This is a genomic window from bacterium (genome assembly GCA_019695335.1).
In the GTDB taxonomy this organism is placed as follows: Bacteria; CLD3; CLD3; order SB21; family SB21; genus JABWBZ01.
In genome coordinates this window covers 20,172-46,977 of record JAIBAF010000025.1, presented here as the reverse complement: position 1 = coordinate 46,977, position 26,806 = coordinate 20,172, and the positions used below count along the sequence as shown (strand labels likewise).

18 protein-coding genes are annotated in these 26,806 nt (G+C 43.1%); 12 read left to right on the top strand and 6 right to left on the bottom strand.

What is annotated here, in order from left to right; translation table 11 throughout:
* The first annotated feature begins 92 nt into the window (after positions 1-92).
* From K1X84_08345 to truA, 9 genes are all read left to right on the top strand, one after another.
* Positions 93-1,913 carry a long-chain fatty acid--CoA ligase gene (locus K1X84_08345; GenBank protein MBX7151636.1) on the top strand — a complete coding sequence of 607 codons (1,821 nt, stop codon included), beginning with the start codon at positions 93-95 and terminating at the stop codon, positions 1,911-1,913.
* Between the two features lie 40 nt (positions 1,914-1,953).
* The gene (locus K1X84_08340) at positions 1,954-4,719 is read left to right on the top strand and encodes a hypothetical protein (GenBank protein MBX7151635.1); all 2,766 of its coding nucleotides are present in this window, start codon (positions 1,954-1,956) and stop codon (positions 4,717-4,719) included.
* A gap of 57 nt (positions 4,720-4,776) precedes the next feature.
* A complete protein-coding gene (locus K1X84_08335) occupies positions 4,777-6,381 on the top strand; it encodes an ABC transporter substrate-binding protein (protein ID MBX7151634.1) in 1,605 nt (534 codons plus the stop codon).
* A 112-nt stretch (positions 6,382-6,493) separates the two neighbouring features.
* Positions 6,494-8,086 (top strand): ABC transporter substrate-binding protein, encoded by a 1,593-nt coding sequence (locus K1X84_08330; protein ID MBX7151633.1) that lies wholly within the window; start codon positions 6,494-6,496, stop codon positions 8,084-8,086.
* Between the two features lie 41 nt (positions 8,087-8,127).
* Positions 8,128-9,738, top strand: coding sequence for an ABC transporter substrate-binding protein (locus K1X84_08325; GenBank protein MBX7151632.1), 1,611 nt, complete (start codon positions 8,128-8,130; stop codon positions 9,736-9,738).
* Positions 9,739-9,840: 102 nt separating this feature from the next.
* Positions 9,841-11,457, top strand: a complete 1,617-nt coding sequence (locus K1X84_08320; GenBank protein ID MBX7151631.1) for an ABC transporter substrate-binding protein — start codon at positions 9,841-9,843, stop codon at positions 11,455-11,457.
* Between the two features lie 105 nt (positions 11,458-11,562).
* Positions 11,563-12,444, top strand: a complete 882-nt coding sequence (gene sppA / locus K1X84_08315; GenBank protein ID MBX7151630.1) for a signal peptide peptidase SppA — start codon at positions 11,563-11,565, stop codon at positions 12,442-12,444.
* Between the two features lie 9 nt (positions 12,445-12,453).
* Positions 12,454-12,735, top strand: a complete 282-nt coding sequence (locus K1X84_08310; GenBank protein ID MBX7151629.1) for an HU family DNA-binding protein — start codon at positions 12,454-12,456, stop codon at positions 12,733-12,735.
* A 194-nt stretch (positions 12,736-12,929) separates the two neighbouring features.
* Positions 12,930-13,658, top strand: a complete 729-nt coding sequence (truA, locus tag K1X84_08305) for a tRNA pseudouridine(38-40) synthase TruA (GenBank protein MBX7151628.1) — start codon at positions 12,930-12,932, stop codon at positions 13,656-13,658.
* A gap of 276 nt (positions 13,659-13,934) precedes the next feature.
* Here the strand turns inward: truA and K1X84_08300 are convergent, their stop codons facing one another.
* From K1X84_08300 to K1X84_08280, 5 genes are all read right to left on the bottom strand, one after another.
* On the bottom strand, positions 13,935-15,029 hold the full coding sequence (locus K1X84_08300; GenBank protein MBX7151627.1) for an LptF/LptG family permease: 1,095 nt from the start codon (positions 15,027-15,029) through the stop codon (positions 13,935-13,937).
* Positions 15,026-17,167, bottom strand: a complete 2,142-nt coding sequence (rnr, locus tag K1X84_08295; GenBank protein MBX7151626.1) for a ribonuclease R — start codon at positions 17,165-17,167, stop codon at positions 15,026-15,028. Before rnr ends, K1X84_08300 begins: the two co-directional genes overlap by 4 nt.
* A 9-nt stretch (positions 17,168-17,176) precedes the next feature.
* Entirely contained in the window at positions 17,177-18,691 is a 1,515-nt protein-coding gene (locus tag K1X84_08290; GenBank protein MBX7151625.1) for an oligosaccharide flippase family protein, read from the bottom strand.
* Between the two features lie 33 nt (positions 18,692-18,724).
* The gene (locus K1X84_08285) at positions 18,725-21,823 is read right to left on the bottom strand and encodes an FG-GAP-like repeat-containing protein (GenBank protein ID MBX7151624.1); all 3,099 of its coding nucleotides are present in this window, start codon (positions 21,821-21,823) and stop codon (positions 18,725-18,727) included.
* Between the two features lie 93 nt (positions 21,824-21,916).
* Positions 21,917-22,996 (bottom strand): PorV/PorQ family protein, encoded by a 1,080-nt coding sequence (locus K1X84_08280; protein MBX7151623.1) that lies wholly within the window; start codon positions 22,994-22,996, stop codon positions 21,917-21,919.
* 412 nt (positions 22,997-23,408) lie between these two features.
* Here K1X84_08280 and K1X84_08275 point away from each other — a divergent pair, with 412 nt between their 5' ends.
* Genes K1X84_08275 through K1X84_08265 form a run of 3 tightly spaced genes read left to right on the top strand, consistent with a single transcriptional unit; the run spans position 23,409 to position 25,889 of the window.
* The gene (locus K1X84_08275) at positions 23,409-24,329 is read left to right on the top strand and encodes an aspartate carbamoyltransferase catalytic subunit (protein ID MBX7151622.1); all 921 of its coding nucleotides are present in this window, start codon (positions 23,409-23,411) and stop codon (positions 24,327-24,329) included.
* Between the two features lie 35 nt (positions 24,330-24,364).
* The gene (rfbB, locus tag K1X84_08270; GenBank protein ID MBX7151621.1) at positions 24,365-25,375 is read left to right on the top strand and encodes a dTDP-glucose 4,6-dehydratase; all 1,011 of its coding nucleotides are present in this window, start codon (positions 24,365-24,367) and stop codon (positions 25,373-25,375) included.
* Between the two features lie 40 nt (positions 25,376-25,415).
* A complete protein-coding gene (locus tag K1X84_08265) occupies positions 25,416-25,889 on the top strand; it encodes a cyclic nucleotide-binding domain-containing protein (GenBank protein MBX7151620.1) in 474 nt (157 codons plus the stop codon).
* A 4-nt stretch (positions 25,890-25,893) separates the two neighbouring features.
* On the opposite strand, the gene K1X84_08260 is transcribed toward K1X84_08265, so the two are convergent.
* Positions 25,894-26,799, bottom strand: a complete 906-nt coding sequence (locus K1X84_08260; GenBank protein MBX7151619.1) for a PorV/PorQ family protein — start codon at positions 26,797-26,799, stop codon at positions 25,894-25,896.
* Positions 26,800-26,806: the final 7 nt, after the last annotated feature.

Here is a 26,806-nt window from a genome sequence, read left to right as displayed (position 1 = left end):
GGACACATGGACATGTTGCAGCGAACCGCCGTGGTAAGCTGGGTATTTAGCAAGTTATTACACGTTTCAAAATTTTACCAAGGAGTCATGTCATGGATCCGTTGGCAAATACTTCTGTGCCATCGATTGCGCATATGTTTCATGAAAACATTGCGAAATTTGCAAATAAAACCTTGTACATGACCAAACGGGACGGCCAATATCGCGGCCAGACGTACTCCGAAGTTGGGGCCATCATTTGCAACATGGCGATGGGGCTTGCTTCGCTTGGCGTCAAGAAAAATGATAAAGTCGCCATCATAGCCGGCACACGCCAGGAATGGGCAATGAGCGACTTTTCGATTTTAAGTTTAGGTGCGGTTACTGTTCCCATATATCCCACGCTTCCCGTTCCCCAAGTCGAATACATTCTCAAAAACTCCGACAGCAAAATCGCCTTCGTCGCCGATGCGGAGCAATTGGAAAAAGTCATACAAGTAAAATCTAAATGCCCGCAATTGACGCACGTGGTTTTGTTTTCCAAAGATCCGAAGAAAAACGACTGGGTATTACATTTTGATGAGCTGCAGGCTCTTGGAAAAAAATTCACCGAAGGTAAAACGGATTATCTCAAACAAGCGTCCAATGCAGTCCAAGCGAACGACGTGGCGACGATCATTTATACGTCCGGAACAACCGGTACCCCTAAAGGCGTTATGCTGACGCACAAAAATCTATTGTCGAATTCTATGGTTTGTTCAACTGTTTTTCCCGTGATGCATGACGATGTATTTTTATCATTCCTTCCGTTGTCGCATATTTTCGAACGCAATCCCGGCCATTACCTGCCGTTTTTCAACGGATCGTCCGTTGCCTATGCCGAGAGCATTGAAACAGTGGCGGCGAATATGGGTGAGGTTCGGCCAACGCTGATGACAGCCGTTCCCCGATTGTACGAAAAAATGTATGACCGTGTCCGCGATAATCTTGCTTCGGCTCCGCCGATCCGTCGGAAAATTTTTGCGTGGGCGCAGCGCGTCGGTAAAAAAGCGCGAGAAACGGGGAGCAAAGGATTTTCGTATAAAATTGCCGATAAACTGGTGTACTCCAAATTGCGGGGACGTTTAGGCGGCCGAATTAAAATCATGGTATCGGGGGGAGCGCCGCTCTCGAAAGAAATTGCCGAATTTTTTGCCGATATGGGCGTCACGATTTTAGAGGGATACGGCTTGACGGAGACGTCGCCGGTTATTACAGTCAATCGGCCGGCATTGATCAAGTTCGGTTCCGTCGGATGCGCGATAGAAGGCGTGGAAGTCAAAATTGCCGAGGATGGAGAAATCCTTACTCGCGGCCCTCACGTCATGCTCGGGTATTATAAAAATGAAGCCGCCACGAAAGAAGTCCTTGATGCCGACGGATGGTTTCATACCGGCGATATCGGATTTCTCGATTCCGACGATTATCTCACGATCACGGACCGCAAGAAAAATATTATCGTCACATCCGGTGGTAAAAATGTTGCGCCTCAACCGATCGAAAATATTTTAGTCACCATTCCGTATATTGAACAAGTCATGGTCATCGGCGATAAACGCAATTTTATCAGTGCGCTCATTGTGCCGAATTTTGAAAGGCTCCGGAACTATGCGAAATCGAATCAATTGAAATTTAATTCCGAAGAAGAATTGCTCAAACATCCTGAAATATACAAGATGTTGGATCAGGTAATTCAGGAAGCCCAGGACCGTGCCGGATTTGCCCGCTATGAAAAAGTTAAAAAATTCGCTCTGCTGCCACGCGCGTTTACGATCGAATCGGGCGAACTTACGCCGTCGCTTAAAGTTAAACGCAACGTCGTGATCGATAATTTCGAAAATATTATTCATGAATTGTACAGTAAAAACCTGGAAGATGCTCGCGACGCATTTTAATGATATGGTCACAGAAAGTCATTTATAAACTTTTATTATCATGATTGATACCAAACATATTTTAACTGTCGGCGTCGACGACAGCACTAAAGCAGTTTACGACAACTATATCAGCGGATTGAACCGGGTATTGCCGATCAGCGAATCCAACAGCAAAGCCGCACTAAAATCGCTGATGAATATTTTGATCACGCTCGAAGAGAACAAAGATATCCGGAAGGGTTTCAATTCTCTCCCGTCGTTTTTTATTACGCATCGCATGATGTACATGAAACTGTTTGATTTTCTGACGGAACAGGGTTTCGATGTTGACGCAATCGACGGGCTGATATTTAAAGATGAAATGTTGGAATTGCCATCGGGCGAGGAATTCATCGATCATTTCCGCAATGCGATGGAAGCGGTTTTTCAGATTTTCAAACCTTTTATGGAAGCCGATGACGACGTCGACCGGTTTTCGAGAATGATGAGAATTTACACAGATTTTATTAAATCGAAAAACGACGTTGGCAGCATGGTCCGGTTGATCCATCATTTTTCAGGGTTTTGTGATAATATTTATCTTGAAGGTTATAAAAAACTCAACGACGGATGGGGCGGTAAACTGGATCTGGATCAGTACGTTTACCCCGTGTTCTTTAAAGAAATCATCCGCGAATCTGTTGAGTCGTACGGATACTCGGATTATATTATCGATTTTCTATACGATCGTTTGAAGGAAGTCGGTGAGGCGGAAACGGTATTGCCCGGCCTGTACGATTTTTCCACTAGCCTTAGAAATCAGAACTCCATGCAAAAGGAGATCAAAAAAGCCGATGAAGCGCTTGCGATAGAAATCAAAAAAACGATCAGTCTTGTTGAAAAGCAAAAGGGAGAAGCGCTTTCGGAAAACGCCAAACGCAAAGTTATAGCCGAACTTACAGCGTATGAAGTCCTCGAAGGTCTGGTTTATTATTACTTTGATGAAAAGCGGCTTCAAAAAATCATGCGCGATACGAAGAACGAACAACTCTTTGAACCTGCTTTGGCCATGATCAAAGATTACACGCCGAAAATCAAACATTTTGTCATGTATGCGCTCGGTAAACTACTCCTGGCTCCGAACACGCAAATTAAAATGAATGAAGTCATTTTGAAAATGTTTTGCAACAACATCAAAGCCGACGTTGAAACGATCAACGGACAGGCCGTGATGAATAATTTACCAAGCCAGTACCGCCAGCGCGTGCCGGATCTTGAAGTGCGATTTTTTCTAAACCGCATCATGACCAATACCACGACGCTTGAAGGATTTGAACCCATTGAAGAACAGTTCCGGACGTTCATGGTCAATCAGTCCGAACTTCCGCTGATCCACGAAATGTTTATCGAGCGTGCTGCGGAACGCCGCCACGCGTCGGCGATCATGTCATTTTATATTGCGGCGATGCTGACACAGGAATTAGGCGATGTAATGCCGGATCAAATTATCAAAATTCTCGCCGGACGACTTTCTCTCACCTACAGTTTTACTCGGCGCATCAATTTGTATCGGGAAATCAAAAAATTGCGGTACGAATATGACGGCACGCACGCCGGAAAAGAAACGCTGCATTACAACGGATTTGACCGTCAAAATTTAGAAGTACCTGAAAAAGAAAAACGAACGCCTCTCAAAGACCGTTCGCTTGACGAACAATGGATCATTCTCTATCACGTAATCAACAACCGCGAACTGCAACTGTCATTGCGTTTGATCGATGAAGAAGTGTTATTCGATTATATTCTTGCGAAAGCCGATCATGATAAAGAATTGGATGCAGCTCGGATGGACTTGCGAAGCAAAGTATACAAAATCGTCGATGATAAATTTCTTGATCTTTTAAGCGATGAAGAAGAACATGCCAAGCGCGATATGGAAAATCGCGGAGAATTTCCCGTTGCTTATTACGCAAAATATGAAAAAATCCGGAGTATTCTCATCGCACAATTCCTGGCATCCGGCTGGGATATGGAAGTGTATGAATTAAAGCGTACGGGTAAACGTTCGCTCATTAAATTGACTCAAAATGAATTGCTGCGCAGCATTAAAAATATCGATGCAAAACGCATTCTCGAACAATACGAATATAAAGAAGCTCGTGAAAATATCGACGTGCATACGCTTAGAAAACAAGTTGAAACGCGTGAGCAACTGCTTGCGTTCATTAATCAAACCAGCCGCGAGGAACTTCAAAACTTACAAAAAATTAATCGACTGACCGATGAGGCCATTGCACTGCTGAGTTATAGTTCTACAAAACTTCGCAGCAACGAACTCAAGGTCGAGCTTGGCATCAAACAATTGGTCGAACGCTTGAAATGTGATTTGGGACTGCAAGCATCACGTGAGCCTTTACCGTTGGATTCGATTTGCCGCGATTGTTTTAACGGCAAATACGGGAAAGTCGACGTGAAGGTTATCAAAAAAGATAAATCGGGCAAGCCGATGATCGATCCTGAAACAGGCGAAGAAGCTGAAAAAACGTATACGATCGTGCCGGATAAATTTCCGGATTATCTCGAGCCCGCACGCAGAGAAGTTTTCAACTTAGACAAAGCGACGTTGTATCGCGTGTTTTATGCCATTACACTGCAAAGTATCGTTTCCGAAACGTTCAGTTCCATGACGTTTATTAAAGAAGCGCTTGCTACAAATAAATATGTAATTGCCGCCGACGGCCTTAAAGAACAGGCCATTGAAAATCACGAGATTTTAGATTATGCGCGTATCCGTTTTGAGATGGCAAGTCAGCTATCGCCGTATACATTGCAATACGCTTCATAGGTTTCACTATAATTTTTTCCAATTCCCATGAATTATCAATGAAGGAGAAGCACCATCATGCTGATCAAACATTACGGTTTTGTGTTTTTGTTAACCCTGATTTTAGCCATAGGTTGCGGTAAATCCGGTGATAATGCGAAAAATGAAGGCGAGTTAAAACCCAAGTACGGCGGGACGCTCGTGTATGCTAAAAACAATCCTCCGGCAACATTGGATCCGGCGCTGACGGCTGAAACCGAATCGACCATTCCATGCGACAATATATTCGATCCTTTGGTGCAACTGAAACTTGGCACGACCGGCATCGCGCCTGCTCTTGCACGTTCGTGGGATATTTCCAAAGACGGCCTGACTTATACATTCCATTTGCGTACCGGCGTGAATTTTCATGACGGTACTCCTTTCAATGCCCAAGCGGTGCTTTTTAGTTTTGACCGCCAACGGGACGTAAAACACCCGCATCATCGTCCGGCCGACAAATTCGAATATTGGAAAAATTTCAGCATGAACGATATTGTCAATGACATCAAGGCATCCGACGATTCAACGGTAGTTTTTACGTTGCGCGAACCCAACGCAACATTTTTGTATATTTTAAGCATGTTGTTTACAGCGATCGTGAGTCCGACCGCTATGGAAAAATACGGAGAAAATTTTTCACAAAATCCCGTCGGTACGGGCGCGTTTAAATTCGTCAAATGGGATTCGGACGGTACATTGACGCTCGAAGCCAATGCCGATTACTGGGATGGGAAACCTTATTTGGATAAGCTCGTTTTTAAAGCCGTCGATCAACACGAAGAGCGTTATCAAAAGCTCATGAATGGCGAATTCGACATGATCGAATCGCCAGGACCTGATCGCATGAAGGAAATTGAAAAAAATACGAAATTCAAAACGTTCAAACAGCCGGGCGTCAATATTGCTTATCTGGCGATGAACATGAACAAAAAATTGTTCAGCGATTTACGGGTGCGACAAGCGATCGTTTACGGTATTAATCGTGAAAAATTAGTGAGTGAAGTTTATGGTGAATTCGGACGGCCTGCTAAAAACCCGATTCCTCCGATGATTTTGGGATACAATGATGAAATTCGCCCCACGCCATACGATCCTGAAAAAGCGAAAAAACTTTTGGCGGAAGCCGGCTATGCCAATGGCCTTAAATTAAAATTATGGACTATGCCGATCTCCCGTGAATACATGCCGGACGGACAAAAAACGGCATCCATGATTCAAAACGATTTGAAACAAATTGGCGTAGAAACCGAAATTGTTACGTATCCATGGAACGATTATCTTGAACGTATTTACCGTGGCGAACACGATCTGGCTGTAATGGGTTGGATTGCCGATATTCCGGATCCGGATAATTTTTTCACGCTGCTCGACAAAAAAGTTGCAGAAATCTATCCATCTAACAATATTGCGTTTTATAAGTCCGATGAAATGTATCGTTTGCTCACAAAAGGTAAAGCCACTTCCGATCAGGTTGAGCGGGCGAAAGTCTATCGCGATGCTTGTGCCGTTTTTAATAAAGATTTACCATGGTTTATTATTGCGCATTCGGTCGTGATTGTGCCGATGCAGTCATACGTGATGAATTTTCAGCCGTATGCCAGCTATGCGCGTAAATTTAATCACGTATGGCTCAATAAGTAAAAATTTTAACCACAAATACATTTGAAAGACTAACTGAATGATAAAAAAGACTCCTGCAACGCAGTGACATGATTGTGTCATGATGCTGCGTCCACAACACACGAGGTGCATCATGCGTTATATCCTGACCCTGACGTGCGGCCTGATTTTGATAGCGTGCGGAAAATCCGACAAGAAGGAATTGACCGGCGAAATCAAACCTCAATACGGCGGCACGTTGATTTATGCAAAAAGCGGCCCTCCATTGACGCTCGATCCTGCGCTGACCAAAGAAACCGAATCGTCCGTCGTCCTGGCGAACTTATTCGACGGCTTGGTCGCGCAACGCGCGGGTAAAACAGCCATTGATCCCGGTTTGGCCCACTCTTGGGAAATTTCCAAGGACGGCTTAGTGTATACTTTCCATCTTCGCTCCGGCGTCACGTTTCATAACGGCGAACCGCTTACGGCTGCAGCCGTTATTTTTAGCTTCGAGCGGCAAGGTAATCCCAAACATCCTTTTTACTGGAAGGATGCCGATTACTCTTCATGGAAAGGATTTGAAATGACGAAACTCATCAAATTCCTCCGTGCGATCAATGATTCCACCGTCGAAATCACATTGAATAATCCGGATGCAACTTTTTTGAATATTCTCTCCCATCACGTGTGTCTGATCGTCAGTCCTTCGGCGCTTCAACAGTACGGAAAAGATTTCTATAAACATCCGGTCGGAACAGGTCCTTTCCGGTTCGCGAGTTGGAATGATGATGGCGATATCGTTTTGTTGGCCAATGGCAATTATTGGAATGGTCGCCCGTATATTGATACGCTAGTAATGCGGTCAGTTCCTGATGCGCATCAGCGGTGGGAACTGCTCAAAGCCGGCGCCATCGATATGATGGCGGCTCCGAGCGAAACGGACATGGCGGAAATAGAAAAAACGCCGGGAATTAAGTTTTCAAAACAGCCAGGTTTGAACATCTCCTACCTTGCCATGAACATGAAGAAAAAACCGTTTACAGACGCGCGGGTTCGTCAGGCAATAGTTTTGGCAATTGACCGAGAGAAATTAGTGGAGGAAGTTTTTAAAGCCTTCGGGCGGTCGGCGAAAAATCCAATTCCGCCGATGTTGATCGGTTACAATGACGAAATCCGTCCGACGCCGTACGATCCGGCCAAAGCGCGTCAATTACTTACCGACGCCGGTTTTCCCAACGGGTTCAAAACGACGTTATGGACGATGCCATTGACGCGTGAATACATGCCCGATCCGTCCAAAGCCGCCACGTTGATACAAAAATATCTTAAAGATGTCGGTATCGAAGTGACCATTCAGACTTTTCCGTGGAGTGAATATCTTGAAAAAACTTACGGCGGGCAACACGACATGGCTATCATTGGGTGGGTTGCCGATGTACCGGATCCGGATAATTTTTTCTATCCCTTGTTAGATAAATCCGTTGCAGAAAAACTTCCATCCTCGAACATTGCATTTTATTCGGATAATGAAATGCATCAGTTGATCTTAACCGGTAAATCTACGGCCGATGCACTGGAACGCAGCAATGCGTATAAAAAAGCATGCGAAGTGTTCAACCGCGATCTACCTTGGTTTACCATCGCGCATTCCGTAACCATCGTTCCGATGAAAGAGATGGTCATGGATTTTCAATTGCATTCAACGTCGGTAAGAAAGTTCAATAAATTGTGGTTAAAAAAATAAGGTTTTAATCTTTTCGAACTAAAAATAAAAAGGATAAGCTTATGAAATTCCTTAACCCTATCTCATGGCTTATCGTTGGTACGATGGTAATGATGATTGCCTGTGGAAAATCGGATCAACGTAAAGAATCCACGTCGGATGAATCCAAGCCTCAATATGGCGGTACATTCATTTATGCGAAAAACGGTCCTCCGCTGACGTTAGATCCGGCATTGACCAAAGAAACGGAATCGACGGTCATTGTTGATAATATTTTTGATGCCTTGGTGCAGCAACGTGCCGGCAAGATCGCCATCGATCCTTGTCTCGCCAAATCCTGGGATATCTCGACCAATGGTATGATATACACGTTTCACTTGCGTACGGACGTTACTTTCCATGACGGTTCGCCGTTTAATGCCGATGCCGTTTTATTTTCCTTTGAGCGTCAAGGCAATCCAAAACATCCTTTTCACGGCAAAGCCGATTTTGATTTCTGGCGCAGTTTCAATATGGACAATATCATCAAGAGCATTAAGGCGTTGAATGATTCTACCGTTGAATTTAACCTGACGAGCCCGGATGCAACATTTTTAAATATTTTATCGATGAATTTTCTGCAGATTGTCAGCCCAAGCGCAATGAAAAAATACGGCGCCGATGCTTATAAAAATCCGGTTGGTACGGGCGCATTTAAATTTGTCAGTTGGAACAATGATGGAAGTGTGGTGACTATTGCTAACGATCAATACTGGAATGGCAAACCGTATGTAGACACGTTGATTTTTAAACCGATTCCGGATGCCCGTCAGCGTTGGCAAGCGCTCAAAGCCGGAACAGTGAGCATGATGAGCGTTCCGGATCTGGCTGATATCGACGAAATTCAAAATACCGCCGGCGTTAAAGTTTCTCAGCAGCCCGGCGTCAATGTTGCCTACATGGCGATGAACATGAATAAGAAGCCATTTGATAATTTAAAAGTGCGCCAAGCGATTGTGTATGCGATTGACCGTGAAAAACTCGTTAAGACCGTCCTTTCGCAAATGGGACGTCCGGCCAAAAATCCCATTCCTCCGAATTTACTCGGATACAATGATGAGATTCGTTTTACACCGCATGATCCTGAAAAAGCCAAACAACTTTTGGCTGAGGCAGGTTTCCCTAATGGATTTAAGTGTGCCTTATGGACGCTTCCCGTTACGCGTGAATATATGCCGAATGGTAAATTGGCCGCAGAAATGGTTCAGGCGGATTTGAAAGCCGTCGGTATTGAAACAGAAATTTCTATTCCTAATTTTGAAGAATATCTTCTGCGCCGCGGTAACGGCGAGCATGATCTGATCATTTCAGGATGGGTCGGCGATGTTCCCGATCCGCATTTCTTTTTCTATCCGCTGCTCGATAAATCCAGTGCGGAACAGCGCCCTTCGAATAATGCGGCATTTTACAAGAGCGAAGAAATGCATGAATTGATCGTCAAAGGTAAGGAAACATTCGATCCGTTGGAACGAAGCAATATTTATAAAAAGGCGTGTGAAGTGTTTAATCGTGATCTTCCATGGTTCACGATCGATCATGCTGTGGCTATATTGCCTATGCGTGACAATGTCATGAATTATCTCATGCATGCCAGCTCAGTAAGAAAATTCGATAAAGTCTGGCTTAAGAAATAGTTGGCTATGTCGTCAGCCATTGGATTTTTTTTGAATGAGTATTCAATTGTTTTAGTCGTTTAGATACACACACTATCTTAGATATACACATAAGGAACGATCATGAAACGATTTCAACGTAAGCCGTGGCTGGCTGCATGTATTGTATTATTGTTATGTTCGTGTGGAAAATCGAATCAACGTACGAACGGAACTATCGATTCTTCGAAACCTCAGTATGGCGGGACGATCATTTACGGAAAAAACGGACCGCCTCTCACGCTCGATCCCGCATTCACACGGGAAACAGAATCATCGATTATTGTGGTCAATATTTTTGACGGTTTAGTCGAACAAAGAGCCGGAAAAGTCGCCATCGATCCGGCTCTGGCGAAATCATGGAAAGTTTCGGACGATGGAAAAACGTACACGTTTAGCCTGAGGACAAGTGTGACGTTTCATGATGGAACGCCATTCAATGCCGATGCCGTCGTGTATAATTTTGACAGGCAGCGCGATCCCAAACATCCTTCCCACTTCAAAGATCTCGATTACGATTACTGGAAAAATTTTAATATGGACAAAATCATTAAGTCCATTCACGCAATTAATGATTCCACCGTTGAATTTGTTTTAAATGAGCCCGATGCAACATTTTTGAATATTCTGACGCTGAATTTTCTCGGGATGGTCAGTCCGGATGCGTTGAAAAAATACGGCAAAGATTTTTCGAAAAATCCCGTCGGAACAGGCGCATTCCGGTTTCTCGAGTGGGATGCGAGCGGGAATGTTGTCACACTAGCCAACGAACAATTTTGGGGAGGGCGGCCGTTTATCGATACGCTGATTTTTAAGCCGATTCCTGACGCTAAACAACGATGGCAAATGTTGAAATCCGGTGCGATCAATATGATGGGCGTACCGGATCAATCCGATATTACTGAAATTGAAAACACGGCGGGCATCAAATATTCGAAACAACCCGGATTGAATATTTCTTATCTCGCTATGAATACTAGTAAAAAACCTTTTGACAATCCGAAAGTACGCGAGGCCATCGTGTTGGCAATCGATCGCGATAAATTGGTCGAAAAAGTTTTTGCTCAACTCGGACGCTCTGCGAAAAATCCGATTCCGCCCAGCGTGCTCGGATATAACGAAGAAATTCGGTTTACATTGCATGATCCGGCCAAAGCCAGACAATTACTGGCCGAAGCGGGATTGCCGAACGGCTTCAAATGTTCCTTGTGGACAATGCCAATCGTACGCGAATACATGCCTAACGGCAAACTGGCGGCGGAAATCATTCAGGCCGATCTTAAAGAAGTTGGTATTGAAACCGATATCGTCATGTATTCTTGGGATGAATTTCTCCGTCGCCGCGGTAATGGCGAACACGATCTGACGATTGCCGGCTGGGTAGGCGATGCGCCCGATCCTCATTTTTTCTTTTATCCGCTTCTTGATAAGAGCATTGCCGAACGCAAACCTTCGACCAATGCGGCATTTTACACCGGCGAAGCCATGCATCAATTGATTCTCAAAGGTAAAGCAACATCCGATCCGGTCGAACGCAGCAGTATTTATAAAAAAGCATGCGAGGTTTTTAATAAAGATCTTCCTTGGTTCACCATCGCCCATTCCGTGACGATTGTCCCCATGAAGGAAAATGTCATGGATTTCCAATTGCATTCCAGTTCAGTCCGGAAATTTAATAAAGTTTGGTTGAAACGGATGTAGCGGTCATATCTCTGCAAACAAGCATAAGTATTGACTCTAAACGGTTTTTTTAATACCTTGCGACGCATTTTTTGAAACGAATGATTTCAGATTGAGTCGTAAGAAATGAAAAGTAAATCGACTGTCATTTTACTGAGCCTGTTCGGGTTTTGTTTTATTTCGCTGTTCATCGTTATGCTGTATAATTTGGTATGGCCTGACGTGAGTTTTGGAAGAAAAGTGGCATTGATCGAATTAGACGGAGAAATTTTTGACTCACGCGACATCGTCAGACAATTTAAGAAGTTCCGTGACGACGCTTCGGTAGAAGCGATTGTCTTTCGCATCGAAAGCCCGGGCGGCGGCATCACTCCTTCGCAGGAAATTTACGATATCATCAAAAAAATTCGTTCCGGTGGAAAACCGGTGATTGCATCGATGGGCAGTGTGGCCGCATCGGGCGGTTATTACGTCGCATGTGCCGCCGATACGATCGTAGCCAACCCCGGCACTATTACCGGCAGCATCGGCGTCATTATTCAATATCCCAACGTTGATCAATTGCTGGATAAAGTCGGCGTTAAATTCACTACCATCAAAAGCGGTCAATTCAAAGATGCGTTGAGTCCTTACCGAGACATGACTAAAGCCGAAGCTGAATATCTCCAAAATTTTGTAATGAACGCTTACGAACAATTTGTACAGGCTGTGGCGATAGAGCGGCAGCTTGACACGGCCTATGTCCGTCGATATGCCGATGGCCGTGTTTTTACAGGACAACAAGCAAAAGACTTACAGTTAGTAGACGTTCTGGGCACATACGACGATGCAGTCATGATTGCGGGTCGACGTGCCGGCATCGAAGGCGAGCCGGAAGTCGTGCGTGAGAAAAAACGTAAACCGTCATTATTCGAAATATTTTTTGATGAAGATGCCGGCGCTAAAATCGGTACATTTCTGCCGGAATTTAAAAGTTATCCCGTCATCAGTTATAAATACGGTTTTTGATTTATGAATATTACCAAAGCGGATATTATCGGAAAAATTACAGAAGCTGTCGGACTAACCAAAATTGAAACGGAAGCCGTGATCAATGGTTTTATTGTAGTCATCAATGAAGCTTTGAAAAACGGGCAAGAAGTGGAAATCCGGGGTCTGGGAAGTTTTCGGATTATTGAACGTGAGCCGCGTCTGGCACGTAATCCTAAAACCGGTGAAATGATTCAATTACCCAAACGCCGCGTTCCGCAATTCAGACCGTCGAAGGATCTTAAAAAAGCTGTAAACGAAACAAAATAATTACAAACAGATAAATTCATTAACGAAGGAGTTCCAATGCCCTGCGGAAAAAAAAGAAAAAGAAGAAAAATGGCGACGCATAAGCGCAAAAAAAGACTTAGACGCGATCGTCATAAGAAAAAAGCGCGTTAATTAGCGTTCATGCGTAAAAGCCTCGTTCATCGATGAACGAGGCTAATTTTTTTAATTGAATTATGCGCAACATCAAAATCAATATCGAATACGACGGAACGAAATTTCACGGATGGCAGTTCCAAAAAGAACAACGTTCGGTTCAGGGCGAATTGCAAAAAGCCGTGAAGCATATTACCGGCGAAGATGCCGTAGTTGAAGGGGCCGGACGTACTGATACGGGAGTTCATGCGCGGGGGCAAGTGGGCAACTTTAAAATTGAAAAACTGATCGAAGCAGGCGCTTTACAAAAAGGCCTTAATGCCGTGTTACCTAACGATGTTCGTATTACAGCTGTCGAAGAAGTTGATTTGAACTTTCATGCGCGATTTTCCGCCAAAAGCAGACGATATAGATATCGGATCATTCAGCAGCCGATAGCTATTGGTCGCCAGTATCATTGGTATTACCCTCATACGCTGAATTTTGAAATCATGCAGGAATCGGTTGTGCATTTGCTCGGAGAAAAAAGTTTTAAGACTTTTTGTCTTTCGGAAGCGGAAGTCAATCATTATCGCTGTAATGTCATTGGTGCGCAATGGTATGAAGAAAAAGGATTAAAAATATTTGAAATTCATGCTAACCGTTTTCTGCACAACATGGTACGATGTCTCGTAGGAACGTTTATTAATCTGGGAAAAGGGAAAATTTCATCGAATGACTTGCCGGTCATTATCGAAAAAGAGGATCGTAAACTTGCAGGATTTACGGCGCCAGCCGTAGGTTTGTGTCTTGAAGAAGTGATTTATTGAAGCTTATTCTCTACGTAGACTCCAACATGGTACAATAATTGTCCTATTTAAAAGTAAGTATTCAACGATTAAACTTTAATTGTTTAAAAACAAACAGTTAAAATTAGTAAAAATAAATGTAACTTCAGATTTCTGTGAAGTTCATTTCAGTTTTTTGAAAATTTTCTCCTTGTTTTGAGGGTTTAGGGTAAATTGGTCTGAAGTTAGGGCTTTTGATCAATTTGTGAAGCGTTGCAGTTTCTTAGGGGTTCTGCAACGCTTCTTTTATTTTCCATCTTAGCTTTTCATTCGCGACAAAATCAGAAGACTTAAGAAGCCGAAAACCGCGTTGCCAAGCCAAGCTGCCTGAATCGGAGTCAGGGACTGACTGTAACCCATCCAACGGCCCATTTGAATCAAAATCCAATATGAGAAGCAAATAACGAGAGTAAGAAAAATATTCATTCCAGCACCACTCTTGCGACGGGATGCCGCGAGGGGCGCTCCGAAAAGTACCATGATAAAACAAGTCAGCGGGTATGAAAATTTTAAATGGTAATCAACTTCCCATCTTTCCGTACGAGCTCCGCTGCGTTTGAGCTTCAAAATAAAAGCGCTCATCTCTTCGAAATTCATTTCTTCAGGATTACGCTCGCGCCTCAAAATATCATCCGGATCGAAAAACAGATCATCTTTTACGAGCACAGTCAGGCGCTCGACTTTTTCATGTCCTTGATCAAAGGTGCGAACGCTAACGTTTTTGAAGTTCCATGAATTCTTGGAGGAATCCCAGTTTGCTTCTAGAGCATCCATTCGCTCGATTAACTGTGTGCCGAAAAACTTTTGAATCGATATATTGCTGGCGATCAGTCTGTTCTTATCGAATTTATCAATGAATACTTTAACACCGCTCGGGTCGTACATCGCTATATCGCGGCCCATCGCACGCCGGTTGATATTAACGCGCTCCACATGCGTTTGCCACAAATCAGTTTTTTTTTGATTGGCTGTTGGGACAACGTTCTCACTGATCCAGAAATTCAATAGACTGACACCGGCTGCACACATCAACACCGGAAAAATAAGACGGTACAAACTTACTCCGGACGCTTTAATAGCTGTCAATTCGTTGAATCGAGCAAGACTCCCGATCGAAAATAAACTAGCCAGCAAGATATCGACAGGCAGCGTTAATGTAATGATATTGGGAATGAAATTTAGATAATAGCTGATGATAATGTCGGTTGGAACTTTTCTGTCGATGAATTTATCGGCGTTTTCGACGTAGTTGACAGCCACAAATATTGAAACCATGGCGATCAGGGCAAAGATCAACACCGCCAGAAATTTTCTTACTAAATAACGGTCCAATATGGATATGAACAGAATCATAATTCATTGTCCACAAGTTCAAAATCCACTTCATGTTTATCACGATTGATGTTTGCGACTCGTACCGTCACTTCATCACCCAGTTGGAATGAACGTTTTTTACGTTCGCCCGTTAAGCGATAATTTTTGTCGTCGAAAATATAATAATCGCCCTCGAGGTTGCGGATGTGAATCAATCCTTCAATCAGAAATTCAGCAATTTCCACAAAAATTCCGAATCCGGTTACGCCTGAAATGATGCCTTCGTACACATTACCGATATGCTGCATCATGAACTCAACTTGTTTTACTTTAATTGACTCACGTTCGGCTTCCATGGCGATTTTTTCTCGATCAGAGCAATGTTTGGCCATTTCAGGCAATACTTCCCGCCACCAATCGACACGTTTGTAAGTCATTCCCTGATCGTACTCTTTGAGAAGACGGTGTACGATCAAGTCGGGATACCGGCGAATGGGTGAGGTGAAGTGTGAGTAATAATCAAATGCCAAACCAAAATGTCCAATATTGACCGGTGAATATTCTGCTTTAGCCATCGAGCGAATAGCAACTTTTTCGATTAAAAGATCTTCTTTTGTACCCTTAACCTTTTCAATAATTTTTTGAATTTGTTTAGGTCTTATTTGATCGCGGGATTTAGGTAAATGCGAATCATGCCCGAAAACTTTGAGTAACCGCAGGAAATTTTCAAACTTTTCCGTCACCGGTTTATCATGAATACGATACAAGAACGGGTAATGATTTTTTTTCGAAGTATGAGTGTGCAAACCGATATGTCTCGAGACGGTTTGATTAGCCAACAGCATAAACTCTTCGACCAAACGATGACTGGCCAAGCGGTCTTTGCGATAACATTGAACAGGTTTTCCATTTTCGTCAAGGATGAACTTTGATTCAGGCGTGTCAAAATCGATGCTGCCGTCGTGGAGCCGCTTCTTGGTTAAAAGTTGTGACAGTTGGCGCATTGTAAGTATCTGATCCAGGATAGCCGAATCCAATGCATCGGGCGTTTGTCCGTCGATGACGCTCTGAATTTCTTCGTAGGTGAACCGGCGTTTACTGTGAATGATCGTTTCAACGATATCGTAATCGACAACAGCGCCGGTATGATCGATCACCATAAATACGCTATAAGTCAATCGGTCAACATGCGGACGAAGACTGCAGACGACATTGGATAATTTTTCCGGCAGCATCGGTATAACCTGATCAACCAGATAAGTGCTGGTTCCGCGTTTGTATGCTTCACGATCCAACTCTGTCTTTTCGCGAACATAGTAGCTAACATCGGCAATGTGCACGCCAAGCAGATAATGTCCGTCATCAAGCAATTTCAATGATACGGCGTCATCAAAATCCTTGGCGTCAAAAGGATCGATTGTAAAACAAATTTCTTCACGAAAATCCATCCGGCGTTCAATTTCTTCCGGCGGAATCATTTCAGAAATGCGATCGCTTTCTTCCATCACTCGTTTTGGGAAATCGAAATGTAAGTCGTGTGCTTTGACAACCGAAAGAACGTCCACACCTTTTTCATCAGGAAAACCAAGAACTTCGACAATCGTACCCTCAGGGTTCTGATATTCATCTTCCCACGAATCGAGTCGGACAACAACTTTTTGTCCAGGCTTTGCATGGTTTGTAGCGCCAGCGGCAACATAAATATCACGCCGGAAACGAACATCATCGGGGATGACCAGTGCAAATTGCGGACGCTGTTCAAACGTACCGATTACGCGCGTATTTTTCCGTTCAATTACTTCGACAACCTCGGCTTCAATACGTTTGCCGCTGCGTCGTTTTGCAATAGGCACGATCATCACTTTATCGCCATGTAAAGCCGTACGTAATCGTGATGGCGAAATAAAAAAATCCTGTTCGTATCCGACAACGGTTACGAAACCCTCGCCACTTTTGTTGATTGAAATAGTTCCTTGAAGCAGGCTTGAGCGATAGCTGTAATATTTGCCTTTCTTGACGAGCGATCCGTTATGGAGCAGTTCATTAACGGCATCGGATAATTTGTCGAGTTCTTTTGCCGACTTAATACCTAACTGGCGGGCAATTTCCTTCAACTTGAATTGTTTTCCGGGTTGTTGTCGAAAAAATGCAATAAGCCGGTTTAATGTTTCTTTAATAGTTCCTCCCTAAGAAGTCTGTTTCTTTTTTAGAATAGTTGAGAATATCAATCGATCATCATCATGAAAAATCCATTTCCACCCGAAATATAGATATAATACAAGATAAGAAATAAAAGAAAAAATTTGTATAGTTATGTTGTTGATACCTAATCGATCGAACAGTAAGTCAAGTCCGCTATAGATTACAAAAAAAGCAGCGCCAAACGCCGCGACTTGCCAATTATCCCATCGAATCGGTCGTAACTTGAGTTTAAAATAAAGTTGTCCCAACTGCAAACCGGCTGTCAAAGCACTGGCCGTGACGCATCCGATAGCTGCACCAAGGATTCCATAACTTGGAATGAGCAGAAAATCTATCACAAGATTGACCACAACGAAAAAAATATTGTTAAATAAATTTAAATAAGGAAATCCTGACATGATCAATACCGGTTCGACGCTTGAAAAAACTGTATGCAGCATAATGCCAAAACATGTGAGAACAAGAGCCGTGGTGCCGTATACAAAATCGCTTCCGTAAACGTTCAACAGCAAATGACCGAAAAGTACATTGAGTACAAAAAATCCTGCACTGAGAAAAAAACTGATATGGATGATTGTAGAATAAATTTTTTCTAGCGCGTCGTAATTTTTCTTCTGACGCATTTCGACTACAACCGGCATCATGATCGGGTCGATAGCCTGCGGGATGTTGCGCATGGTATTGGCAATATTCAGAATTATCTGAAATACGGCCACGGGCCCCGCAGGCGCTAAAATGCTAAGCACAATAACGTCAACTTTTAAAATTACAATGGACAGAAAGTCGGCAAACATGACCGGTAATCCGAATGATACGATCCGTTTCCAAATACTGAATGGAGGCCAAAACCGGAAGATTTTTTTAAACGAAAAAAATTTATTGAAAAAGTATAGTGCAACAAAGCATCCGCCAGTGAAACCCAGCGCTTTGGCATAGAACGGAGCTGCCACAATAGAGAGCGAAAAGAAAATAATGCATAAAAATATGAGATCAAGAAATGGTTCGGCGCCGTTTCGCACGAATACCCAAAACTTCATAAATTTTAATCCGCGCGTTGCCGTCAATAAAATGGTCGTCAAACAATAAAACGGCGTTGACCACGACATGATTTTCAGATATTCTTCCAGAGGCGGTTTATCCAGCCATCGTGCAATGTCACCTGCAAACAAGTACATAAAAAGCACAAAAAACGCGCTGAGCATGAAGCTCAGATAAATATATGCCGCAATACCCTTGTAATATTCTTCATCATTTTCAGTCCGGCTTTTGACGACAAAATCGATCACGAGGCGATGAGCGCCAAAATAGCATACGATAAAGGCAAGGTTCATAATTAACCACGTAGTGCTGAAATAGCCGAAAACCGTCTGTCCCAACACTCGAGTTGCAATAATATCAAAAACGAAATGGGAGAGTTTACCGAGATTGCCGATTAAGTTGATAAAGGCGCCCCTGGCAACGACACTTGTTTCAGAAATCGTTTGTTGATTCGCGCTCAAACGATGCAAGCCTCAATGAATAAGGTGATCATGTTACTTGGACACCGCAATTTTGATGGTACGCGTGGATTTTTTCCCACCCGAAGTTTTGGCGGTTATTTTCGCAAAATAAATGCCGCTCTGAATCTTGTTTAACGGCCACACAACTTCATTATCCGTAGCAGCAGCGCCTGGTCCTCGAAGCGTTTGAACCAAATCACCGGCTAAATCAACAATGTGAATCGTTACATCCGCTTGTTCGGATAAATAATATCGGATGGTTGTGCTCTCACCTCGAGCCGGATTCGGGTAATTATACACCGATCTTTTGGGCATTAATTCATTGCCGGGTGTGATGGGTGTTGCTTGTTCATCTGTAAAGGCCGAATGAACGGCATCGTGCAGAAATTGTCCCCACTTGATTTGGGCTGAATTATATGTTCCGGGCAAATCCCACATGTAAATAAACCCGTCTTCGCACGCAGCAACGATCTCAATGTCGCCGTCGTGATCGGCATCCAAGATGGCTGGGGATCCTAAAATCGATTGACCTGTAGCCAGTGGAAATCCGGATTTAGGACTGCCTTTCAAATCGTACGCATGGATCAAGCCATTCGAAGCGGCCGTCAAAAGATCCATAGCATTATCTCCGTCGATATCGCCGATTAAAACGGAAGAAGAAATCAGACCAACAGGATTACGGGCATTAAGCGTAATTGGAAAATTTGTAACTAAACTTCCGTTATGATTAAACGCATAAATTTTATTTGAGCCAGCCAGCACAATTTCTAAAAAACCGTCTTTATCGATATCGGCCATTGACAACTGGGAAAAAACTTTTTCCGATACTGAAAAAGACAGATTGGAATTTGGACCAAGAAAAGTTTTAATGACGCCGGTCGTTCCGGACTGATCCAATGCGATGGCTGTTGTACGCCCGCTGTGTGATAAGTCGCCGGCAATAAAGGATCCTGATGCGTTGTCCAATACCGAAAAATTCATTGTTGATATCGATAAAATAATCAGTTCAGACGATGTGCTGACCAACACCGAATCGTTATTAAATAAGGCTGTAGATAAAATCGGGTGGCTCAAATTCACTGAATTGGCCAATGTGCCATTAGAATTGAGGATGACCAATAATCCGTTTTGACATCCTGCAATAATTTTTTTATCAGGCATAATCATTGGACTTGACGTGATAGCATTTCCGGTTTGATATACAAACAACGTATCAGCCGATTGGTCGACGTCGGCATCTTCAGCCTTCCACGCTACAATGTGCCCGCTTTTTGTACCGACGATGATGTCTGACTTTCCATCATTGTCCAAATCAGCCAATGCAGGTGAAACTAAAATGGAATCTGAAGTTGAAGCAAAAAATGCGACGGGGTATTCGGTCGAATCGCCGCCTAATCCGTAATAAGTTTTGAAATGAGAACTTGTGATAACCGGTTTACCATCAGAGTTCCAAGCCCACACACTTCCATCGCTACTCGCGGCAATAATTTCCTCGCGGGTATCGCCGGCAATGTCGCCATAGGTAACTGAATTGAAACCGAATCGCTCTCCTGTATATTGCGGAAAACCTTTTTGCATCAACGATGTCCGAATGTTCATCGACATAATCGGTTGCAGCGTGCTGATTTGAGAGATCGTAATGCCGTGATTGGCACGATCATTACTCAGGGAATTGGGCACTGAAAATGGCGTCAGAAAAATGGAGTCAACATTTTGATTAAAGACTGCGAATGCTTCATTACCTTTGAAGTAAAAATCAAACAAATCACCGCTATTGGTAAAACCAATATCCTGGCTGCCGGACGCCTCTACTAAACGCACGCCGCGCCTGTTGGGATCATTGTTAATTGAATTGGAAATCAAATTAGAAGTAATGATTTTTTCATCGATGTGCCATATTAACAGGCCGTTTCCCGGTAGAGCGCTGTCGTATTCATCGATGTTGGTTATCACTTTAGTTTCTGACGATCGGATGGCGCCGGCTTTATACAACGTATCATAGGTTACGACACCTGTCGATTCATTGCTGTCTTTGATCGCATGAAAGATAAAAGTCGGTGACAATTCATCTGGGATGACGTTTTGCTGTTTATTTTCAATAAGAAAATACTCGCTTGAATTAATTGGGACTTTAATGATGGTATTCTTTCCGGCTATTTTTTTTGGAGAAAGCATCAAATTGATACTATCGCTGATGACGATAGGTGCAGCCCAGCCCATGTAAATTTTTGTCCACGGATCAGGTTCGGCAGGAATCAACCCGTCACCATTGAGCGCACCCTGGTCTTCCAGGCCAAACACGCCGATACCATTTGTTCCATTACTCGTATTAAAAAGGTCAGGCATACCAAGCTGGCTTCCGAAATTAGAAACAAGAATTCCAGTAAGGCCAACTTCGACCGTGTCTTCCAATCCAAAAAACGGATCAATCAATGCTTGCGTTTCCGTCTCTGGTACAACAATGCCATTATGAATTTTAATGTTGTCATTATTAACCGGAACTCCATCGAAGGTTGAGCCAAATCGTTGCTGCAAAAGATCCAATGTTACAAATCGCGATGAAAGATCATCCGGAGTATTGTCGCTACGACTAAAGTCCTGACCAACACCGGCATGAAAAATTATGACATAATCATACAACGAAAAATCAATTGTGCCCATACTATCGGCTTTTGCAATAGCATCATAGAAAAATTCCGCCAGCCGCAGGCTTCGCTGTTCTTCCGACGCGTCTCTGCCATATTCGCGCATGAATTTATTGAGCGTAATGGCTTCATCGTCGTTATCGGGTTTTACAGTATAATCAATGATCAAATTGCTGTCAGACACATCGAGAAAATAATTTTTCATAGCGAGCAATTGATCTTCGAAATAACGTTTATTATGCGGAGGTGGGTCAATAGTACGATTTGGATTGGCGCCTAAATCAAAATGACCATTACCCGTTGTGCGATCGTTGTCGGGATCTTCAAGCCGAAATTGAACGCGTAACGCGAGTACATTAACATGACGCGGTATTCCGGATGTCATCGTTGCCGCAGATGATCTGGCCAATGACAGGTGTTTACGGAGTTGGAGATTTTGTCCGATTAAAGATGACGATAAGAGAATCAGAAGTATGACTGATCGCATGCAGTTTTTTTCAGCTTTAGATTTCCAAAAAAAAACCGAACACAGCTCTTTCGAACTGCCTCGGTTTTTGTTTCAACAGATTATACAAAAAAATCAAAAATTCAATCCGATGCTGTAAAATTGTGAGCCATCACGCGGATTAAATTCTCCGGCTAACTTGGTTGTGTAAGCGAAATCGAGCCGAATCATTGAATACTTAATACCGGCGCCGAAATTAAGATCATAGACTTTACCGGCGACATCAAGCGCGGTGCCCGTACGTAAAGAAAGAAAATCAGAATAAGTGTATTCCACACCAATATTGTGTCCGATTCGATGCCAGCCGTTATCACCCCATGTAGTAAACAATGCTTTTGAAAGGTCGTCCGATCCGTTTTTGCGGCCGCGCACAATCAAGCGGTTGATTTCATAGGTAGCATGAACGTTATTGAATTCAGATTTGTAAACCGGATAGGTGAAGCCGATTCGTAGATTAGTTGGAAGTACATCGGCTTGGTCCTGATCAACGTAGGCAATGCGGGGACCGATATTGGCAATACTGGCGCCGAATGTCAAATCTTTGACCCACAGGTTTTTCTTCATTATACCGATATCGAGTGCTACGGAACTACCGATACCCTTTTCATTTTCACCTGTATTTTTAATTCTTAGATTCGACAGACGGCTATATATGAATTTAATATTACCGCCGACACCGATATCTTCCGCTAATTTTGTCGAATACGAAGCGGCAATGGCCATATCAAAACTATTCAGCGTTCCAAGTTTTTCACCAATTTCGTCAGTGATATCTTGTTCTCCAAGATTGAAAAACGTAAAATTCAAACCGACAACGCCGATTTCAGGAAGATACCAAGACATTGATGCATAGTCGTAAAACATGTCGTTGAGATTGAATCCCGGGAGCCATTCAACATGCATGAATTGAACGTCACGTGGCTGTTCCGGCGTCGAAATAAATGATAATGCGCCTGGATTCCAATAAATTGCATTGGCGTCTTTGACGGTCGATACACCCGTCTGGCCCATACCATTGTGGCGTGCGCCAGGGGGAATCAATAAAAATAAGACGCCTGCTTCACTGGTTTGAGCCTGCATCGAATCGGTTGGTGCTACATGCGTGAGCAACGTTAGAAACAAAAAACCCGATATATACTTATTACGAAATACCATAGAACCTCCATGGAGATAAACTTGATGACAAGAAAATTTTATTTATTCAAAGCTAATGTTGTCAATAAATAGTTCTAACAAATGTTGTTGCTCGCATCTCCTTTATATCTGTAAAATTAAAAATAGCGAATTACTATAGTAAAACTAAACAATTCCGTTTTGGTTAGCAAGTTCAAACTATAACAGGAAGATTGAGATTCTAATCAGAGCAATTTTGTATCAAATGAGTACGCGCTGTAACAATTGTCCGATCGATAATCTCCTTTGCAGTAAATAGAGGAAGAATATTAACGTAAGAATATAAAAAAAAGTATTTTACATGTCAAGTAATAACTCTGCGGGCAAAAATTTCTTGCTAAAGAAGGGCTCGCATGATATATTGGGCAGGTTTTTAACAACGTTCGGGATCAGCATGGAGTTACGCAGCCGTCATTTGCTTGGTCTGGAAGGTATGAGCAAAGAAGAAATCGAGCTGATACTGGAGACGGCGGTTTCATTCAAAGAAGTACTCAATCGGCCTGTTAAAAAAGTTCCAACTCTCCAGGGGTATACAATCGTCAACCTGTTTTTCGAAGCATCCACGCGTACACGTATTTCGTTTGAATTAGCTCAGAAGCGGCTTTCGGCTGATACGATTAATTTTACAACAACTGGCAGCAGCACGCAAAAAGGCGAAACACTTAAAGACACGGCCAAAAATATTGAAGCTATGAAAGTGGAAATGGTCGTTATACGGCATGCTTCAGCCGGGGCGCCGTATTTTTTATCTCAGCGGCTCAAAGCACACGTGATCAATGCAGGCGATGGGGCGCACGAACATCCGACGCAGGGTTTATTGGATATACTTACTCTTAAGGAAAAACACGGCGATCTCAAAGGCATACACGTAGTGATTGTTGGTGATATTGCCCACAGTCGTGTCGCCATGTCAAATATTCACGGCTTGAAGGCATTGGGTGCTGATGTATCATTATGCGGGCCAACGACGTTTTTACCCCGCGATGTTGACCGATTGAATGTCCGGTTGTATACCAATATTCGTGATGCCATTCGTGATGCCGATGCGTTGAATGTTTTGCGAATTCAGTTGGAAAGGCAGGGATTGGAATTATATCCTTCTCTGCGCGAGTATCACGATCAGTTTGGACTTACGCTTGAAAAATTAGCGGCCGTATCGAAACCGATTACAATCATGCATCCGGGCCCGATCAATCGCGGCGTAGAAATGACCAGTGACGTCGCCGATGGCCCTCACTCGGTTATTCTAGATCAAGTGCTCAATGGTGTGGCCATAAGAATGGCCGTCTTGTATCTGCTCAGTCTTAAAAAATAATTTTTTTTAAATTCATTTATAAAGGAGTTATTGGTGTGCAGTCAATTTTAGTGACCGGCGGAGCCGGTTTTATTGGCAGTAATTTTGTTCGATACATGGTGAATAAATATCCTAATTACAGGATATTGGTTTTGGATGCTTTGACCTATGCCGGCAACCGTGAAAACTTAGCGGACTTGGAAAAAAACCCACGTTTTTTCTTTTATCAGGGCAATATTTGTGATAAAGATGTTGTCGATAACTTGGTTTCCAACGTCGATGCCATAATTAATTTTGCTGCGGAAACCCACGTAGACCGCTCGATTCATGAAGCTGAAAGTTTTGTCAAAACGGACGTCCTGGGAACGATGACATTGCTCGAAGCAGCTAAAAAGTATAAAATTGACCGTTATCTGCAGATTTCAACGGATGAAGTATACGGTTCGATCGAAGAAGGTTCTTTTACAGAAAATCATCCCTTAATGCCTAATAGCCCTTATTCTTCCAGCAAAGCAGGTGGTGATATGATGGTGCGCGCCTATTATGTGACGTATGGAACACCGACATTGATTACACGCGCTTCGAACAATTACGGTCCTTATCAATATCCGGAAAAATTAATTCCTCTTTTCGTGACGAACGCAATGGATAATATCCCATTACCGTTGTATGGCGACGGCATGAATGTTCGGGACTGGTTATATGTGATTGATCATTGTGAGGCTGTTGATGCCGTGCTTCATCATGGGCAAATTGGTGAAGTATACAATATTGGCGGGGGCAATGAAAAAACCAACATCGAAATTACAGGGCGGATTTTAAAATCGCTGAATAAGCCTGAATCATTAATCAAAAAAGTCGCCGATCGTCCTGGACATGACCGACGATATTCTGTCGATTGTTCAAAAATTGCCGGCATTGGATGGAAACCGCGATACCGTTTCGATGAAGCTATTGTTGAAACCATCCAATGGTATGTAAAAAATGAGTCTTGGTGGCGCAAGATTAAAGAAAAACAAAAAGCTTACCAGGAATTCATGAAAAAGAACTATGAAGAAAGAAAATAAGTTTTTAAATTCATTGTGTTCTTCAACCCGGTAGGGGCTTATGCCTGATGCAAAACAAAAATCTCTGGAAGATCTCATTAAAAGCGTTGAAATCTTTGACGGTTTGGAAACGCGTGATATTAATAAGGTTTTAAAAGTTGCCAGTGGAAAAAAATTCGAAAAAGAACAAATCATTTTCAAAGAAGGAGATCTTGGCGATTGTTTCTATCTTATTATCGAGGGCAGAGTGAAAATCACCAAACAAGTCGAAGGAGACAAGATCGAAGATGTCGCGCTTTTGACCGCAGGAGATTATTTCGGAGAGATGTCGCTGCTGGATGGAGAGCCGCGTTCTGCAACTGTTGTCGCAATTGAAGACAGCCGATTACTTGAGGTCAGGAACAGTCAGTTTATTAAAATTGTAATGAATGATGATAATTTTGCGCGAAAAGTTTTGTGGGCGTTTTGTATTACGTTTGCTAAACGTTTGCGGGCAACGAACAGTCTTCTCAGTGAATTTGCCAAACGGAAATAAATTTTTAGAATTCAAACGAGGCTGAAATGCGATGTGCCGAGCCTAGCGCATGCGAAAAGGATGTGAATCCATAATCAATTCGAATTTTATCAAGCGCTTTTAAGCCTAATCCCGCCGAGACTCCACGTGTTTTATATCCAAGTTGATATCCCACCCGAAGAAATGTGAGATCATTGAACCCAAATTCGGTTCCGGTATTCACTCGCAACCTTTCTTTGAGCGGTTTGACAATGTCTGTAGCAATATTCCATTGGTATTTCGAATGAGTCAGTATTTCATACTGACCGCCGAATCGCATACTTGTCGGAAGAGTAATCGACTGGCTGCGTAACTTACCTGAAGCGCCTATATTAGTAATTACAAAAGCAAGTCGTAAGTTACGCCCATCGAGCGACATTAAATGAGTGAAACCGGCATCGACAGCCCATGCATGAACGGAATTTTGAATGCGCTCATAGATATATTTGGTGGTCAGTCCTATTGACGAGCGTTCATTGATTTTGTAAGCGTATGAAAATCCGATTGCAAGATCGTGTGAAGAAAACAATGCCGTAGGCTCTTCGGAGGGAATTTCCCGTTGTTCGATATCGTCAACTCCCGTGGAGATGTAATGTATTCCAAAAGCATGCCGGTCATTTACAAATTTAGCTGCGAAAAAATTATGCGTGACGTCTTCGATCCAGCGGTTGTGTGTAAAAACAATGCTATTGAACGAATTGACCGTCAACATTGCCGGATTCCAGTACGTCGCCGTGGCATCGGATGCCGCCGCGGAAGTTGCTTCACCCATGCCGGCCGCGCGTCCGCCGATACCGATTTTCAAAAAAGCAAAACCGGTTTCACCGGTACCTGCCAATACCGATAGCGCCAATAGACCATTGACCGCAAAAAAAATCAACAATCGTTTCATAGCCTGC

Coding starts and splice junctions, on each gene's coding strand:
- K1X84_08340 (MBX7151635.1), top strand. CDS start 1,954: ATGATTGATACCAAACATATTTTAACTGTCGGCGTCGACGACAGCACT.
- K1X84_08320 (MBX7151631.1), top strand. CDS start 9,841: ATGAAACGATTTCAACGTAAGCCGTGGCTGGCTGCATGTATTGTATTA.
- K1X84_08280 (MBX7151623.1), bottom strand. CDS start 22,996: ATGGTATTTCGTAATAAGTATATATCGGGTTTTTTGTTTCTAACGTTG.
- truA (MBX7151628.1), top strand. CDS start 12,930: ATGCGCAACATCAAAATCAATATCGAATACGACGGAACGAAATTTCAC.
- K1X84_08300 (MBX7151627.1), bottom strand. CDS start 15,029: ATGATTCTGTTCATATCCATATTGGACCGTTATTTAGTAAGAAAATTT.
- K1X84_08285 (MBX7151624.1), bottom strand. CDS start 21,823: ATGCGATCAGTCATACTTCTGATTCTCTTATCGTCATCTTTAATCGGA.
- K1X84_08275 (MBX7151622.1), top strand. CDS start 23,409: ATGGAGTTACGCAGCCGTCATTTGCTTGGTCTGGAAGGTATGAGCAAA.
- K1X84_08345 (MBX7151636.1), top strand. CDS start 93: ATGGATCCGTTGGCAAATACTTCTGTGCCATCGATTGCGCATATGTTT.
- K1X84_08265 (MBX7151620.1), top strand. CDS start 25,416: ATGCCTGATGCAAAACAAAAATCTCTGGAAGATCTCATTAAAAGCGTT.
- K1X84_08330 (MBX7151633.1), top strand. CDS start 6,494: ATGCGTTATATCCTGACCCTGACGTGCGGCCTGATTTTGATAGCGTGC.
- K1X84_08335 (MBX7151634.1), top strand. CDS start 4,777: ATGCTGATCAAACATTACGGTTTTGTGTTTTTGTTAACCCTGATTTTA.
- sppA (MBX7151630.1), top strand. CDS start 11,563: ATGAAAAGTAAATCGACTGTCATTTTACTGAGCCTGTTCGGGTTTTGT.
- K1X84_08325 (MBX7151632.1), top strand. CDS start 8,128: ATGAAATTCCTTAACCCTATCTCATGGCTTATCGTTGGTACGATGGTA.
- K1X84_08260 (MBX7151619.1), bottom strand. CDS start 26,799: ATGAAACGATTGTTGATTTTTTTTGCGGTCAATGGTCTATTGGCGCTA.